Consider the following 15922-nt stretch of genomic DNA (forward strand, 5'->3'; position numbering starts at 1 on the left):
GGCCGATCCCCCTCGCCGAACGCGCCGGCTTGCCGTATATGGCGCCTCCGAGCACCGTTATCGTGAACCGAATGCCCCCGCCCACCCCTATCCCGCCGCGACGGCTCCTCTATGTCGCGAACGAGGATTACGCGTTTCTGATGCATCGCCTGCCGATGGCGCGCGCCGCGCGCGACGCCGGCTACGAGGTGCATGTCGCCACCAATGTCAACGCCGGCGCGGGCGCGATCGAGGCCGAGCGCTTCGTCCTGCATCCGATCCCGTTCCAGCGCGGCGGCCTGTCGCCCTCGGCCGCACTTCCGACGGTCCGGGCGATCCGGGCGGTTGCGACAAGGGTCAAGCCCGATGTCGTTCACCACTCCGGCCTGCAGGCGAGCGTGCTCGGCTCGCTGGCGGCGCTCGGCAGCTCTACCCCCGCGGTCAATGCCATCACCGGGCTGGGCTATGTCTTCACCTCGACCACATTGCGCTCGCGGCTGATGAAGCAGGCCATGGTGGCGTTGCTGCCTCGCCTGATGAACCGGGCATCCAGCGTCGTGCTGGTGCAGAACCCGGACGATCGCGATGCCTTGCGCGCACTCGGAGTCCGGACGGACAAGATCACCCTGATCCCGGGTTCCGGCGTCGATACCGATCGCTTTCAGCCGCTGCCCGAGCCGGAGGGACCGATCAGCTTCGGCTTTGCCGGACGCCTTCTGACCGACAAGGGTGTCCGCGCCCTGGTCGCGGCGCATAGGCTCCTGCACTCCGAAGGCCTCGATTTCAACCTCCTGATCGCCGGCAGCCCCGACCCGGCCAATCCAGCCTCGGTCTCGCCCCAAGAGATCGAGCAATGGCAGCGAGAGCCTGGGATCACGCTGCTCGGCCATGTCAACGACATCGCCACATTATGGCGGCGCTGCCATATCGCCGTGCTGCCCTCGCACCGCGAGGGCCTGCCGGTGAGCCTGCTGGAGGCGGCTGCCTGCGGCCGGCCGCTGGTCTCGACCGATGCGCCCGGCTGCCGTGAGATCGCGATCAATGGCGAGACAGGATTATCCGTGCCGATCGAGAATCCGGCCGCGCTGGCGCAAGCAATGAAACAGCTGGCGCAATCGCCGGAGCTGCGGGCGCGCTATGGCCAGGCTGCGCGGCAGTTGGTCGAAGACAAGCTTTCAGCCAAGATCATCGGCCGCTCGGTCGTCGCACTCTACGACCGGCTGACGTCCCGCTCACCGGTTGCATCATGACAGCCGGTCTTCCTGCCCTTCTCGTCGTCGCGCTGAGCGCAGCCGCGATCTGTGCGGCCCTGATCGTCCTGCTGCGCCCGCTGCTCCAGCGTTACGCGCTTGCCCGGCCGAACGCCCGCTCCTCACACAAGGTGCCGACGCCGCAAGGTGCCGGAATCGCCGTGATCGCGGCCACGCTTCTGATCGGAGGTGGCTACGCATGGACGACCGGCGCCGCTCCGCCCGTACTGCTGCTTGCCGCCACGCCGCTGATCGCCCTGGTCGGGCTGGTCGACGACGTCAGGCCGATCCCCGTACTGCCGCGCTTGCTGTTACAGGCAATCGCAGTGGGCCTCGTCGTTCTTACGGCTCCGGGCGAGCTCAGGCTCGTGCCCCCCTTGCCGCTCGCACTGGAGCGCGCACTTCTGCTGATCGCCGGGCTGTGGTTCGTCAACCTCGTCAATTTCATGGATGGGCTGGACCTGATGACGGCAGCCGAGGCGGTGCCGATCACGGCGGCACTGACGGCACTCGGCGTGTTCGGCCTGTTGCCATTGTCAGTCACGCTCATCGCGGCTGCGCTGTGTGGCGCCCTGCTCGGATTTGCGCCGTTCAACCGGCCGGTGGCAAAGGTGTTTCTTGGCGATGTCGGCAGCCTCCCGATCGGGCTTCTGCTCGGCTGGTGCCTGCTGGAGCTCGCCTGGCGCGGTCATATCGCGGCTGCACTGTTGCTGCCGCTCTATTACCTCGCGGATGCGACCCTCACATTGCTGCGGCGGATGCTGCGAGGCGAGCCATTCTGGGCGGCGCACCGCACGCATTTCTACCAACGCGCGACCGACAACGGCTTTACGGTCGCTCGCGTGGTCAGCGACGTCTTCGCGCTCAACCTCGTGCTCGCTGCTCTCGCGGGCCTATCGGTGGCGCTTACATCAGGGACGGCAGACGTGATGCTGCTGATCCTCGGAGCCGGTGCGGTCGCCTTCGCGCTGCACCGGTTCGCGCGACCACGGGCGATGGAAGCCTCACGCCGCGGTTGACCCGAACTCCGGCACGGCGTCCTTCAGGATCGCCTTGATCGCCACAGGATCATGCTGACCGATCGCCTGATCCAGGCTCGCGATCCACGCCTTCAGCACCTGCATCGGCGGCTCGTTCGGTTTGGCGGCCATGATGCCGGCCACGCCGATCTCGACCGGCGGCTCCTCGCTCGCGAACAGGATTTCGTTCAGGCGCTCGCCGGGCCTGATCCCGGTGAAGACGACCTCGATGTCATAGCCGGGCTGCAAGCCCGAGAGCCGGATCATGCGTTCGGCGAGTTCGACGATCCGCACCGGCTGGCCCATGTTGAGGACGTAAACCGAGACGCCCGGCCGCTCCGGCGCGAGCGCATGCGAAGCCGCGGTGATCACGAGATCGCAGGCTTCGCGGATCGTCATGAAATAGCGCACCATGTCCGGATGGGTGACCGTCACCGGGCCGCCGGCCTCGATCTGCGCCTTGAATTTCGGCACCACCGAGCCGTTCGATGCCAGCACGTTGCCGAAGCGGACCGAGATCAGCCGCATCGGCGACCTGCCGCCGTGCCGCTCGGCCAACTCGCGGTCCAGCGCCTGGCAATACATTTCGGCAAAGCGCTTGGTGAGCCCCAACATCGACACCGGCTCGATCGCCTTGTCGGTCGAAATCATCACCATCGCTTCGGCGCCGGCCGCCACCGCCGCATCGGCGACGTTGATCGAGCCGAAAATGTTGGTCTTGACGCCCTCGCTCCAATCGCGCTCGAGGATCGGCACGTGTTTCAGCGCCGCGGCGTGGAAGACGAGTTCCGGCTTGAACTCGGAGATCAGGCGGAAGACCCGTTCGCGGTCGCGGATATCGGCGATGCGCCCTTCAACGGCGGCTGCGCCCTCGTTCGCCGCCGCGAGCGCCTCGGTGATCGCATAGAGCGCCGGCTCGGAGTTCTCCAGGATCAAGAGCCGCGCCGCGCCGAAGGTGACGGCACGATGGCAGATCTCCGAGCCGATCGAGCCGCCGCCGCCGGTGACGACGACAGCCTTGCCTCTCACCAGCGCTTCCAGCCGCGCATAGTCGATCTTCTCGCTCGGACGCAGCAGGAGATCCTCGACCGCCACTGGCGCGAGCCGCGGCGCATCGCCGCTTTCGAGCGAGGGCAGCCGGCTCACGATCAATCCAAGCCGGCGCGCCCGCATCAGAAAGGTTTCCGGGTGCAGTTCCGGCTCGAACGCGGACGGTGCCATCAGGGCGCGTGCGATCGGCTTGCCGCGCCGGGCGAAATCGGCCGCAACATCCTCGATGTCGTCGATCCCGCCCAATACCGGAACGTTGCGGATGATCTGGCCGCGATCGGAAACCGCCGGCGACAAGATCCCGATCGGCCAGATTCGCTTGACTGCGCCGCTTTCGATGCCGCGCAGAACCACCTCGGCATCTGCCGTGCGCCCGACCAGGAGCGCGGGCGCGGCATCGTCGGTCCTGGCGTGATGGCGCACACGCGTGTAGCGGAAATAGCGATAGGCAAAGCGCAACGCGCTGAGGGCAAAAATCTCCAGAAACCAAAACAGGATGATGGTGAGCTTGCCGAGGAAGAACGTGCCGCGCACGTTCGGCGCGACAATGACGTAGTCGAGCACCAGGAGCGCAAGCGTCAGCACGGTGGCGACACGGACGATGTTGAGCGCATCGGGCAGCGAGATGAACCGCCATTTGGTGGTCATCAGCCTGGAAACATAGAAGACGATGAAGCTGAAGACGACGAAATAGGGTACGATCTGCAGAAGCAGCGGAGCCCGGTCCCAGAACGCGCTGGCGCCCTCGAAGCGGATGTAGAATGCAGCGAACAACGCCGCCACGCTGGCCAACAGGTCATGCGCCGCAATCAGGATGTTGCGATACGTCAGATGGGACAGACGTGTCATGCCGTGACCGACCCGTGAATCAAACCCTGCGTCATGCCGCGGCACTCTTCGATGACGTATCCTGCAGCCGGGCTTTCAGCATCATGCCGCCGGCAACCCCCACCCCCATGACATACATCCAGCCCTCGTGGAAATCGAAGATGTGCGAGTTGAACAGCGAGGTGAAGACGTTCTGCACCACGACCAGAAGACCGATCCAGGCGACGAGCCCGTCGCCCCGGAACAGCAGCAGATGCGACAGCCACATCGCATAGAGGATAATGATGCCTAGCAGGCCCCATTGCACGGCGACGTTGAGGGTCTGATTGTGCGGATTGCTGATCACCTGCCCCGAGGCGAGATCGGAGCGCCCGCTGGCCGCCAGCTCGAACAGATGCCGCGTCGATCCGCTGCCGTGGCCGATCACCGGGGCCTCCGCAAAGAAGTGCAGCGACTTGCGCCAGAACTCGAGGCGCTCGCCGATCGAGGTGGTGGCACGGTCTTCCTTATAGGCCTGGTATTCGCTCGTGAAGGTCGCGACCTTCTGCCTGAGCTGCGGTGAAACCGTCCAGGCGGCAGCGCCGAGCGCAACCGCTCCCAGCAGGATCAAAAGGTTTGCTCGCCACCTCAGATGCATGAGGCCGAAGACCGCGAGCATGATCGGAATCGTCACCAGCGCGGTGCGTGAGGTGACGACGAAGAGCATGTTGGCGAGGAAGGCCAGCATGAGCACGAGCATCAGCAAGGCAAGGAGCCAGCGCTTCTCGCCGACGAAACGCGCCATCGGATAGGCCAGTGCCACCGCGCAGAGCGAGAATTCCTGGCTTTGATCGATATAATTCTTCACGAAGATGCCACGATCCGCGTTCGGCTTCAGCGCCAGTGCCGGATCGAACGCGACCGCGGTCGACATCACGACCATCAGCGCGCAGGAGCCCAGGAAGGCGACAAAGACCCAGACGCCGCGCTCCGACCGTTCGAAATGATAGAACAGCGCCGGCAACACCAGGAGCTTGGCCGCGGGGCCTACCGCATAGAGGCGCGCCCCCCAGGGGACGTCCGACCACAAGGTCCCGACCAGCGCGAGCCCGAACAATGCAAGAGGTGCGATCGAGATCGGCCGCCGCAGCGAGCGCCAGAAGGCGTCGCGATCGAGATGCGGCAGCATCGTGATCACCATGACGACGCCAAGGATGGACACCAGCGAGGTCGACCAGGGCAGCGCGGCCGCGAGCAGGACCGCGACCACATCCACCGTGGTCCGCCAGGCGGCGGGATCGCGCCAGCGCCGCAAGGGCAACACGGCTGCGGAATGGCTGGTCAGCGCCGTCATCGCTTGGTGCCCCGGGCGCGATCGACCAGAGCGGTCGTCGAAAAACCTCTGACGATATCGACCAGCATGACGTGGCCGCCCGCGGCCTCGACGATTTCGTGCCCGACCACCTGCTCGCGGGTGTAGTCGCCACCCTTGACCAGGACGCCCGGCTTCACCAGCTCGATCAGGCGGATCGGCGTGTCCTCACCGAAGATCGCCACCGCATCCACCGCCTCCAAAGCCGCCAGCACTTCGGCGCGCGCACGTTCATCCTGCACCGGGCGGTCCTCGCCCTTCAGCCGCTTCACCGACGCATCGCTGTTCAGGCCGACGACGAGACAGTCGCAGGCGGCGCGCGCGGCCGCGAGCACCTTGACGTGACCGGGATGCAGAATGTCGAAACAGCCATTGGTGAAGCCGACCCGCAGGCCCTGCGCCCGCCACGCCGCAAGGCGCCTCTCCAGATCACTGTCGTCGCGAACGATCTTCTCCTCGGCAGCGAGATAGGCATGCGGCAAGACCTTTCGCCGGAGTTCGGCAGCCGTCACACTGGCTGTGCCCTGCTTGCTCACCGCAACCGCTGCTGCGGCGCTCGCCATCCGCAGGGCGTCCTCCCATTCAGCCCCCGCCGCGAGCGTTGCGGCCAGCACCGCAACCACCGTGTCGCCCGCGCCCGAGACGTCGCACACTTTCACCGGATAGGCCGGCACGTGCACGGGCGCGCCGTCGCGCGGCACCAGGGTCATGCCGCGCTCGCTCTGGGTGACCAGGATCGCTTCACAATCTGCGAGCCGGATCGCATCCTGTGCCGCAGAGGCGATCTCCTGCTCGGTGTCGGCGCGGCTGCGCGTCGCTTCCGAGAACTCCTTGCGGTTCGGCGTCAGCAGGCTGACGCCGCGATAGATCGCGAAGTTCGCGCTCTTGGGATCGACGATCACGCGCTTGCCGGCTTTGCGCGCCGCGTCGATCGCGTGGCGGATCACGCGCGCGGTCAGCACCCCTTTGGCATAATCGGACAGCAGCACGATATCGGCACGCTCGATCAGCGGCAGGATCGCATCGATCAGCTGCTGTTCGATCGCGGCGGACGCTGGCGCCGCGCGCTCCCAATCCGCACGCAGCATATGGGTCGAGAAATGTTCGGACACGAAGCGCACCTTGCGCGTGGTCGGCCGCGACCGATCGGCGACCAGCACGCTCTCGATGCCGGCTTCCCGCGCCAGCTCGGCCCGGAGCTGCTGACCGGCCTCGTCGTCACCGATCAGCCCGACGAAGATGCAGCGCGCGCCGAGCGAGGCGATGTTGCGCGCGACATTGCCGGCCCCTCCGATATTGATCTCGCTGCGCTCGACAGCGATGACGGGCGCCGGCGCTTCCGGCGAAATCCGCGACACCTCGCCGTAGACGAATTCGTCCAGCATCAGGTCGCCGACGCAGAGCACGGTCTGGCGGGCGATCGCTTGCGACAGGGCATCGAAATCGAACATTGCTTGGCGTCTTCTGTACCGGAATCAGCGGAAGCGATCAGTCGCGTCGAGGTAGCCTTTGACGTAATGGCCAACGGCATCTTCGAGCGGCGTGAAGCCGCCGTTATAGCCGGCCGCAAGCAGCCGATCGACCTCGCTCTGGGTGAAATACTGGTAGCTATCGCGAATCGCCTCGGGCATGTCGATGTATTCGATATTGGCCGTGGTGCCGAGCGCCGCATAGGCCGAGAGCATGAGGTCCTTGAAGCTGCGCGCTTGGCCGGTCCCCACATTGAACAGGCCGGACACCGAGGGCGTGGCGAGCAGCCACACGATCACCCGGACGACGTCGTCGACATAGATGAAGTCGCGCCGCTGGTCGCCATCGGCGATGCCCTCGCGATGCGACTTGAACAGCTGCACGGGCCGGCCAGCCTTGATGTCGTCGAAACGACGGGCCAGCACGCTCATCATCGAGCCCTTGTGGTATTCATTGGGCCCGAACACGTTGAAGAATTTCAACCCGACATGCTGCGGCGGCAGTTTTTCGTGCCGCTCGGTACGGGCGGCGATCACCATGTCGAACAGGTGCTTGCTCCAGCCGTAGAGATTCATCGGGCGCAGGGGCTTGAGCGCGTCAAGCGACGGTTCGTCTTTAAAGCCCTGCGCGCCATCACCATAAGTGGCGGCCGAGGAGGCGTAGATGAACGGCGTTGCGTTGGCGGTGCACCAGTCGAGCAGCCGCAGCGAGAAGCGGAAATTGGTCTCGATCACCAGATCGCCATCGATCGCGGTGGTCTCGGAGATCGCGCCCATGTGCAGGACGGCGTCGAGCCGCCGCCCCTTCAGCCATTCCGGCAGGTCGGCCGGCGGAATGAAATCGGCGAGCTGCCGCTTGGCCAGATTGCGCCACTTGCCCTCTTGGCCGAGCCGGTCGCACACAACGACGTCGGTCCGTCCGGCATCGTTGAGCGCGGCGACCAGATTTGACCCGATAAACCCCGCCCCGCCGGTCACCAGCAACATTCTTCACCCGTCCCGCAGTCAATGTCCCTTGTAAGGCCCCTTGCCGTAGCGCATGCGTGGGCAAAGTGTAAGCGGTTTGCGCGACGGCTTTACCTTGCGCAGCCGAGCGGCTACCAGCGCAGCCGGAGCGCAAGCGAACAAAGAATGAATCTCAATTCTAAAGAGATGAACATTGCAACGGAACCGGGCGAGACCGGCCCGATCCTCATCATTCCCTACATGTGGATCGGCGATTTCGTCCGTGGCCATACCGTCGTGCGGGTGTTGAAGGAGCGCTGGCCGAATCGGCCGGTGGATTTCCTGACCACCTCGCTTTGCGCACCGCTCATCGATTACATGCCCGGCGTGCGCGCCGGGGTTGTCTGGAACCTGCCGCGCAGCCGGCTGGCATTGGCGCAGCAATGGCGACTCGCCGCCATCCTGCGGGAGCGACGCTACCAAACCGTCCTGATCATGCCGCGTACCTGGAAGTCGGCGATCGCACCCGCGCTGGCCGGTATCCCGGAACGGGTGGGCTTTGTCGGCGAATTCCGCTTCGGGCTGCTCAATCGCTGGCGCTGGGGTGAAAGAGCCCTGCCCCGCCTGATCGACAAGAACGCCGCCCTGGCGCTGCCCGAGGGCGCGCCGCGGCCACCGGAATGGCCGGTGCCGCAACTGCGCGTTCCGCCCGAGGAGGTCGAGCGCTGGCGGCAGGCCAATGGCGTCGGCAACGGCCCCGCCGTCGCGCTGGCGCCCGGCTCCGTCGGTTCGGGCAAGCGCTGGCCCTATTATGGCGAGGCGGCCCGCCTGCTGGCGGAGCAAGGGCTCGACGTCTGGGTGGTCGGCGGCCCCGGCGAAAAGGGGCTGGCCAACGAGATCGTGGCGACCGGGGGCCCGCGGGTGCGCGACCTGACCGGGACGGACCTGCGCAACGGCGTGTTGGCGCTGGCGGCCGCACGCGTCGCGATTTCCAACGATTCGGGGCTGATGCATGTCGCCGCGGCCTTGGGCACGCCGACCATGGGGATTTTCGGTCCGACCAGCCCGCAGCTCTGGGCGCCGCTCAATGAGCTTGCGGCGATCGTGCAAACCAAGACCCACGTGCCCTGCCAGCCCTGCCATCGCCCGGTCTGCCGCATGAACGATCATCGCTGCATGCGCGATATTCCGGCCGCCGAGGTCGCGGAAATCGCCACGCGCGTGCTGTCGGAAGTTGGCGCGCGCGCCGCGCGCTGAAAAGGTCGAGCATGTACGGACGAGAGAGCCAAGAGCATGGGTGAGATCAGCGCGACGCACAAACCCGCCGCGTTTCTCGATCGCGATGGCGTCATCAACTACGACGACGATTATATCGGCACGCGCGAACGCATCCGCTGGATGCCGAACGTCGCCAAGGCGATCCGGCGGCTCAACGCGTCGGGCTATCACGTCTTTCTCTTCACCAACCAGTCCGGCGTCGCCCGCGGCCTGTTCACCGAAGACGACGTCGTGACCCTGCACGACTGGATGTGCGCCGAGCTCGCCGCGCAAGGCGCTGTGATCGACGACATCCGCTACTGCCCGCATCACACCGAGGGCACGGTCGAGCGCTATCTGCAGCCGCATCCCTGGCGGAAGCCGTCGCCGGGCATGATCCTGGACCTGATGGCGCATTGGCCGGTGCGGCACGAGGGCAGCTTTGTGATCGGTGATCGCGCCTCCGACATGCAAGCCGCACAGGCGGCCGGATTACCTGGCTTCCTATTCGCAGGCGGCGATCTCGACGCTTTCGTCGCCGACGTCATCGCTCAAACCAGCGTACGGTAGACGGCTGCGATCTTGTCGGCTTCAGCCTCAAGGCTGAACCGCGCGACCACGCGCGCGCGGGCGCGCTCGCCCATCGCCTGCGCTGCGGCGGGATCGCGCATCAGCGGCTCGAGCGCGGCCACGAGCGCGTCGACGTCGCCCGGCGGGACCAGCACGCCCGTGACGCCATCTTCGACCACGATCTCCGCCGCACCGGCACGTGATGCCACCAGCGCCGCACCGACCGCCATCGCCTCGATCAGCGTGAGGCCAAAGCCCTCGTTGCGCGAGGTGAAGGCATAGATCGTGAGGCGCTGATACCAGCGTTGCACCTCGGCGATCTCGAGCTCGCCGGTGATGACGATGCGTTCGTTAAGGCCCGCTGCGACGATCTTCTTCTTCAACTCGTTTGCAAACGGCATCTGCTCCGGCGTCACCGCGCCCACGAGGACGGCTGAGAAGTCGGGATAATGCGGCAGCAGCCGGCACATCGCCTCCACGAAGACGTCGCTGCCCTTCTGCGCGCGGACCCTGCCAAAACATCCGATCGCGTAAGCGCCCGGCAACCCACTCTCGGCAAAAGCCGCCGCACGATCAGTCGGCGGCGCATAGACGTCGGTGTCGACGCCATGCGTGATCACGGTCGCCTCGCGCTTGAGGTAAGAGGCGGAGATGTCGCTGGTCGCGATGATCGCGTCCATCTGCCGGATCAGCCAGCGCGTGATCCAGGTGTGGTGGCGCTGCGCGGCCGAGGTGAAAACGAGCTTGAGCGGCCACCCCAACGCGCGCAACAGCACGCCCACGATCATCTCGTTGTTGCGCCTCGCATGCCAGATCAGCGGCCGCCGGCGGCCCCACAGCCGCAGCAGATCCGCCAAGCCCATGCGCGCGATGCCCTCGGGCGCATGGGAACCAAACCACGCCGCACTGCAGCGCATCGCCAGTTTCGGTGCAACCATGCGATTGGTCGCCGTGACTCCGGAATAACGCCTGTGCAGATTTGGCACGATGACGTCGACATCAGCCGACGAAACGGGTTTTGCGGGCACGTTGAGCTCCAATTCGGCAAGGCCCTATACGCAAGATTAAGCATAGAAGCCAGTTCGCGGCTCTCGAAACCCCTCCTTCACCGCGCAAGCGTTAGTTTGCGGCAAAACAACAGGGATCGGGTCAAACAATGACCGTGCTCGTGACTGGCGGCGCCGGCTATATCGGCAGCCACACGGTGCTCGCGCTGGTGGAAGCCGGCGAAAGCGTCGTGGTGATTGATAATCTCTCCACCGGCTTTTCCAACTTCGTCCCGGACGGGGTGCCGCTGTTCATCGGCGATTGCAGCGACGAGAATCTCGTCGATGGCGTGATCGGCCAGCATGGCATCAGCAGCATCATCCACTGCGCGGGGTCGGTCGTGGTGCCGGAATCGGTGCGCGACCCGCTGCTCTATTATCGCAACAACACGATGACGACACGCAGCTTGCTCAACGCCGCCGTGCGGCGCGGCGTCGGCCGTTTTGTCTTTTCGTCAACGGCCGCGGTTTACGGCGATCCGGACCAGGTGCCGGTTCCGGAGACGGCACGGACGCGCCCGACGTCGCCTTATGGATCGTCTAAATTGATGGCGGAGATCATGCTGCACGACGCGGCCGCCGCGTATGAGTTGAGTTACGTCGTGCTGCGCTACTTCAATGTGGCCGGCGCCGATCCGATGGGCCGGATCGGCCTCGCCACGGTGGGCGCGACGCATCTGTTGAAGGCTGCGGTGGAGGTGGCCACCGGTCAGCGGGCGAAGATCGACGTCTATGGGACGGACTACCCGACTCCCGACGGCACCTGCATCCGCGACTTCATCCATGTGGCCGATCTTGCGGATGCGCATCGTGCGGCGCTGGCTTATTTGCGCGGCGGTGGCGGCTCAGTGACGATGAACTGCGGCTATGGCCGCGGCTATTCCGTGCTGGAAACCATCGAGGCCGTCAGGAGGGTCTCGGGCCGCAACATCCCGCTTCAATACGCATCGCGCCGCCCCGGTGACGTCATGACCATGGTTGCCGATCCCAGCCAGATGCGGCAGCACTTGGACTGGGCCCCGCGTTACGACAATCTGGACACGATTGCGGCCCATGCCCTCGCCTGGGAGGAGAAACTGCTCCGCGAGCGCAACGGCGAGGTCCAGCATCTGGTCTCCGCGTAAATTGACCGCCCGCGCAAGCCCTTATTGGGCTTGAAAAAGCCGTCCCAAGCGGGCATGCAGCCCGTTGCTGCCCCGGCGATTTGCCCGGGGCAGCGAGGGACCAGAATGGCCGAATTTCCGAAGAAGATCACCGACGATCCCTATGGCGCCGCGATCCTGATCCGCCGGCTGATCATGGAACAAGGCGTCGCCTATTGGCGGCGTTATCTGGCTGCCTTCTCGCTGATGGCGATCTCGGCCGGCGCGAGCGCGGGCGCCGCCTACATCCTGGGACAGGTGATCAACAAGGCCTATGTCGACAAGAGCATTCCCGGTATCGCCGTGCTCTCCGGCGTTACCGTACTTCTGCTGTTCGTCAAGGGCGTGACGACCTACGGCTACGCGGTCATCCTGTCCAAGATCTCCAACGCCATCCTCGCCAACAATCAGCGGCGGCTGTTCGGCAAGCTGATGAACGAGAGCATCGGATTCTTTTCGGAGCGGCATTCGTCCGAATTCCTGGCCCGGCTGACGGCTGGCGCGAAATCGATCACCGACGTGCTCAACATGCTGATCAACGCGATCGGCCGCGATCTTTTGCTCCTGATCAGCATGATCGCCGTGATGGTGGCGCAAGACCCGCTGATGTCGTTTTTGGGATTGGTCGCGGTGCCGCCGGCCATGCTGGTGCTGCGCAAGCTGGTCAAGCGCATCAAGGGGCTGGCCTATCACCAGTTCACGGGCACCGCCGACATTCTCGAGACCATGCAGGAATCGCTGCAGGGCATCCGCACCGTCAAGGCATTCACCCTGGAAGAGACGATGCGCGCGCGCATCGACGAGAACATCGCCGTCGTCGAGCGTAACGCGAACAAGATGGCGCGGGTGTCCAACCGCTCCAATCCGCTGATGGAGATGCTCGGCGGCTTCGCAGTGGCCGGTTGCCTGATGTATGGAGGTTATGCGGTCGTGGCGCTGAACGCCACACCGGGCCAGTTCTTCTCCTTCATGACGGCATTCCTGATGGCGACCGAGCCGGCCAAGCGGCTTGCCCGGCTCAACATCGATCTCAACAGCCAGTTGGTCGGCGCCCGCATGCTGCTCGAGGTGGTCGACAGTCCCGCGACCGAGCAGCCCGACGACGACAAGCCGGTGCTGAAACTGACGGAAGCCCGGATCGAGCTGCGCGACGTCAGCTTCGCCTATCGCAATAAGGAGCCCGTGCTCAACCGCATGAGTTTCGTTGCCGAGCCGGGCAAGGTCACGGCCCTGGTCGGCCCATCCGGCGGCGGCAAATCCACCGTGCTGGCGCTGTTGTTGCGCTTCTACGACGTGGCCGAAGGCGAGATCCTAATCGACGGGCAGTCGATCTCGCAGGTATCGCGTCGCTCGCTGCGCGAGCAGGCTGCCTATGTCGGTCAGGACGTCTATCTGTTCCGCGACACCATTCGCGCCAATATCGCCTTCGGCAAGCCTGGCGCGACCGAAGCCGAGATCATCGAGGCGGCGAAGGCGGCCTGCGCCCATGACTTCATCATGGGCTTCCCGCTCGGCTACAACACGCCGGTCGGCGAACTCGGCACCCAGCTCTCCGGCGGCCAGCGCCAGCGCATCGCGGTGGCGCGGGCGCTGATCCGCAACGCGCCGATCATCCTGCTCGACGAGGCCACGGCGGCGCTCGATTCGGAATCCGAACGTCAGGTGCAGGAAGCGATCGAGCATCTCTGCCGGAACCGCACCACGATCGTCATCGCCCATCGGCTGCACACGATCATGCATGCCGATGCCATCCTGGTGGTCGAGGCCGGCGAAATCGTCGAGCGGGGCCGGCATGACGACCTGTTGCGCCGGGGTGGCCGCTATGCTTCGTTCTTCCGCCTGCAGCAGCGCGACATGGGACCGAACGTGATCCCGTTGAGCGCGACCTCCTGATCGTCCGTTCCACCGCACCGAGATACTCCCATGAGCGCCACGTATGTCATCCCGGCTCTGCCGCAGCCGTCCCTCTCTGTCGCCGGCGAGACCGGCGCGTTTCCTGTGCGCCGCATCTGGTGCGTCGGCCGCAACTATCTCGAGCACATCCGCGAGATGGGCAATGACGAGCGCGACCCGCCCTTCTTCTTCGCCAAGCATGCGGACATGCTGGCGCCCGACGGCGCCGTGATTCCCTACCCGCCTCTGACCAAGGACCTGCATCACGAGGTCGAACTCGTGGTCGCCTTGAAGAGCGGTGGCCTCAACATTCCGGCCGAGAAGGCGCTCGATCACGTCTATGGTTACGCCGTCGGCATCGACCTGACCCGGCGCGACCTGCAGCTCGCCGCGCGCAAGAAGGAGCGTCCCTGGGAGGTCGGCAAGTCTTTCGACCACTCCGCGCCCTGCTCGGCCGTGCTGCCTGCCGCGAAGATCGGCCATCCCGCCAAGGGCAAGATCTGGCTCTCGGTCAACGGCACCGAGCGGCAGAAGGGCGACCTCACCGAATTGATCTGGAGCGTGCCGGAGATCATCTGGAAGCTGTCGCAGCAGGTCGAACTCGGCGCCGGCGACATCATCATGACGGGCACGCCGGCCGGCGTTGCGGCCGTGGTGCCGGGCGACAAGATCGAGTGCGGCGTCGACGGCGTCGGCACGCTCAAGGTGTCGATCGGCGAGCCAGCCTGAGCGGCAGACGGACTCAAACAAAAGGGCCGCGCGGATACCGCGCGGCCCTTTTGCTTTGATCGGTTCGCTGCGAGGTCAGCGAAACGCCGACGCCACGATCAGCCCGACGATCGCCACCGTCAGCGTGTACTTCACGGCGTAGTAGACCGTCCGATTCCATTCCTTCGCCTTGCGGGTGGCGAGGTGGAATTCGTAGAGCTTGCCGAACACCTTGTTCAGCACACCGACATGCTCGCCATCGACATTCTGCGTCGCCGAGGCCTTGACGATGTGATGGCTGACCCAGCGGTTGATCGCGGTCATGAAACCATATTTCATCGGACGCTCGACGTCGCAGAACAGGATGATCCGGTTCTGGTCGGTCGCGTTCTCGGCGCTGTGGATGAAGGTCTCGTCGAACATGAAGGCTTCGCCGTCGCGCCAGACGCAAGGCACGCCGTCGACCAGGATCCGGCACTTGTCCGAATTGGGCGTCACCAGTCCGAGGTGATAGCGCAGCGAGCCGGCGAATGGATCGCGGTGGGCGCCAAGCTTGCCGCCCGGCGGCAGCATCGCGAACATCGCGCCGTGTACGCTCGGGATCGAATTCAACAGTTCAACCGTCTTCGGACAGAGCGTGCGCGCCGACGGAAGAAAGTCGTCGTACCATTTGAGATAAAAGCGTTTCCAGCCACTCTTGAAGAACGAGTAGAAGCCCCAATCATTGTTCTTGGCCGCCGCGCGGATGAAGCCCTCGTCGAACAGGCGCACCGCCTCCTCGCGAATCGTCTCCCAATTGTCGGTCAGCTTCTGCAGCTCCGGAAACTGCTGGACCGAGATGACGGGCTCGTTCGGCACGGCGGAACCGGCATACATCAGCACGTTGTAGGGCGCGAGGTAGGTCGAATGGTCGCCGAGCTGGCGGGCGAAGCGCAGCCGCTGCTTGCCCCGGAAATGTACATAGATCGTCGAGCCGATGAGGATGTAGAGGGCTATGAGCTGTGGCGCGAAAAGTTGTTTCAGCATGTCCGGTTCCATCAACCGGCCGGCTCAGAGCGAGGAGCAGGACCCAATCCGCTCCAAACGGGGGTGATCTGATGCTGGCCGCGAGGCGCAACATAGCCGGAAGCGCGGAGTCCTGCACCCCCTGGGGAGCGTCTTGTGATCACGGAAGCCACGCAAAACTCGCAGCGCGTGCTCTCAGGGCAACAGCTCGCCCCTCGATTGACGCTGCCCCGCACGTCGCTTAGCCGCGCGCCAGTTCCTGCAGGCCCCTGAAAGTGAGTCGCTTGGGGTCCCTGACACCGGCCAGATACAGCCGGCGAATGAAAGCGGCGACCGCCTCGCGTTCGCAACCGGTCAACGCGACGACGGCATCCACCGCGGTCTTCTGAGCGTCCATCGCAGTTCTCCTG

14 protein-coding genes are annotated in these 15922 nt (G+C 65.2%); 7 read left to right on the forward strand and 7 right to left on the reverse strand.

The features are described from left to right. Positions 1-71: 71 nt before the first annotated feature. Positions 72-1229, forward strand: a complete 1158-nt coding sequence (locus QXZ85_RS12910) for a glycosyltransferase family 4 protein (RefSeq protein WP_315704427.1) — start codon at positions 72-74, stop codon at positions 1227-1229. Next, positions 1226-2248, forward strand: a complete 1023-nt coding sequence (locus QXZ85_RS12915) for a glycosyltransferase family 4 protein (protein WP_316174272.1) — start codon at positions 1226-1228, stop codon at positions 2246-2248. Before QXZ85_RS12910 ends, QXZ85_RS12915 begins: the two co-directional genes overlap by 4 nt. Here QXZ85_RS12915 and QXZ85_RS12920 read toward each other — a convergent pair. The 4 genes from QXZ85_RS12920 to rfaD are packed head-to-tail and all read right to left on the reverse strand — an operon-like array spanning position 2234 to position 7933. Further along, the gene (locus tag QXZ85_RS12920) at positions 2234-4147 is read right to left on the reverse strand and encodes an SDR family NAD(P)-dependent oxidoreductase (protein ID WP_316174273.1); all 1914 of its coding nucleotides are present in this window, start codon (positions 4145-4147) and stop codon (positions 2234-2236) included. The genes QXZ85_RS12915 and QXZ85_RS12920 overlap by 15 nt on opposite strands. 31 nt (positions 4148-4178) lie before the next feature. Then, positions 4179-5459: an O-antigen ligase family protein gene (locus QXZ85_RS12925; RefSeq protein WP_315704430.1), complete on the reverse strand. Its 1281-nt coding sequence runs from the start codon at positions 5457-5459 to the stop codon at positions 4179-4181. Further along, complete coding sequence (rfaE1, locus tag QXZ85_RS12930; RefSeq protein ID WP_316174275.1) at positions 5456-6928, reverse strand: D-glycero-beta-D-manno-heptose-7-phosphate kinase; 1473 nt, start codon at positions 6926-6928, stop codon at positions 5456-5458. The genes QXZ85_RS12925 and rfaE1 overlap by 4 nt, the downstream gene beginning before the upstream one ends. Before the next feature lie 24 nt (positions 6929-6952). Beyond that, the gene (rfaD, locus tag QXZ85_RS12935) at positions 6953-7933 is read right to left on the reverse strand and encodes an ADP-glyceromanno-heptose 6-epimerase (protein WP_315704432.1); all 981 of its coding nucleotides are present in this window, start codon (positions 7931-7933) and stop codon (positions 6953-6955) included. A 144-nt stretch (positions 7934-8077) separates the two neighbouring features. Here rfaD and waaF point away from each other — a divergent pair, with 144 nt between their 5' ends. Continuing rightward, positions 8078-9148 (forward strand): lipopolysaccharide heptosyltransferase II, encoded by a 1071-nt coding sequence (gene waaF, locus QXZ85_RS12940; RefSeq protein ID WP_315763308.1) that lies wholly within the window; start codon positions 8078-8080, stop codon positions 9146-9148. Between the two features lie 36 nt (positions 9149-9184). Further along, a complete protein-coding gene (locus QXZ85_RS12945) occupies positions 9185-9718 on the forward strand; it encodes an HAD family hydrolase (protein WP_315704434.1) in 534 nt (177 codons plus the stop codon). Here QXZ85_RS12945 and QXZ85_RS12950 read toward each other — a convergent pair. Beyond that, the gene (locus tag QXZ85_RS12950) at positions 9700-10746 is read right to left on the reverse strand and encodes a glycosyltransferase family 4 protein (protein ID WP_315704435.1); all 1047 of its coding nucleotides are present in this window, start codon (positions 10744-10746) and stop codon (positions 9700-9702) included. The two genes, QXZ85_RS12945 and QXZ85_RS12950, sit on opposite strands and share 19 nt — an antisense overlap. Positions 10747-10874: 128 nt before the next feature. Here QXZ85_RS12950 and galE point away from each other — a divergent pair, with 128 nt between their 5' ends. The 3 genes from galE (at position 10875) to QXZ85_RS12965 (ending at position 14528) form a co-directional block, all read left to right on the forward strand. Beyond that, on the forward strand, positions 10875-11888 hold the full coding sequence (gene galE, locus QXZ85_RS12955) for a UDP-glucose 4-epimerase GalE (RefSeq protein WP_315704436.1): 1014 nt from the start codon (positions 10875-10877) through the stop codon (positions 11886-11888). A gap of 105 nt (positions 11889-11993) precedes the next feature. Continuing rightward, positions 11994-13799, forward strand: a complete 1806-nt coding sequence (locus QXZ85_RS12960; protein WP_315704437.1) for an ABC transporter ATP-binding protein — start codon at positions 11994-11996, stop codon at positions 13797-13799. A gap of 30 nt (positions 13800-13829) precedes the next feature. Then, entirely contained in the window at positions 13830-14528 is a 699-nt protein-coding gene (locus QXZ85_RS12965; RefSeq protein WP_315704438.1) for a fumarylacetoacetate hydrolase family protein, read from the forward strand. 75 nt (positions 14529-14603) lie between these two features. Here QXZ85_RS12965 and QXZ85_RS12970 read toward each other — a convergent pair whose 3' ends face one another. After that, on the reverse strand, positions 14604-15533 hold the full coding sequence (locus QXZ85_RS12970; RefSeq protein ID WP_315704439.1) for an aspartyl/asparaginyl beta-hydroxylase domain-containing protein: 930 nt from the start codon (positions 15531-15533) through the stop codon (positions 14604-14606). A gap of 220 nt (positions 15534-15753) precedes the next feature. Continuing rightward, positions 15754-15909, reverse strand: a complete 156-nt coding sequence (locus tag QXZ85_RS12975) for a hypothetical protein (RefSeq protein WP_315704440.1) — start codon at positions 15907-15909, stop codon at positions 15754-15756. Between the last annotated feature and the right edge of the window lie 13 nt (positions 15910-15922).

Origin of the sequence: Bradyrhizobium sp. SZCCHNGR1005 (genome assembly GCF_032489995.1) — a bacterium.
GTDB lineage: Bacteria > Pseudomonadota > Alphaproteobacteria > Rhizobiales > Xanthobacteraceae > Bradyrhizobium.